Consider the following 395-nt stretch of genomic DNA (forward strand, 5'->3'; position numbering starts at 1 on the left):
AAAAATTGCACTATTGACTGCTTGTTTGTTTAGTTTTGAAGGAGTAATGAAAAATTTCATTTCTTCCTGTTTTATGAGGGGCCTATAGCTCAGCTGGTTAGAGCGCACGCCTGATAAGCGTGAGGTCGGTGGTTCGAGTCCACTTAGGCCCACCATTCTTTCATTAAACGGGGCCTTAGCTCAGCTGGGAGAGCGCCTGCTTTGCACGCAGGAGGTCAGCGGTTCGATCCCGCTAGGCTCCACCATGACACTTTAACAGGTGTCTATTTTGTTCCTTGAAAACTAGATAATCGTAAGTAAGAAGGCAAAAGTAAAACTCTTTAAAAGAACTTCTTTTAAAGAAACCGGGTATCGCCATTTTAGTTTTTCTCTCTTTTATTAAAAAGAGAAACCTG

2 tRNA genes are annotated in these 395 nt (G+C 42.3%); both read left to right on the top strand.

Going from position 1 to position 395, the window contains the following annotated elements:
* The first annotated feature begins 78 nt into the window (after positions 1-78).
* Positions 79-155: transfer RNA gene (locus M3182_RS25805), tRNA-Ile, on the top strand.
* A 14-nt stretch (positions 156-169) separates the two neighbouring features.
* Positions 170-245: transfer RNA gene (locus M3182_RS25810), tRNA-Ala, on the top strand.
* Positions 246-395: the final 150 nt, after the last annotated feature.

Origin of the sequence: Mesobacillus maritimus (genome assembly GCF_023715205.1) — a bacterium.
GTDB lineage: Bacteria > Bacillota > Bacilli > Bacillales > Cytobacillaceae > Mesobacillus_B > Mesobacillus_B maritimus_C.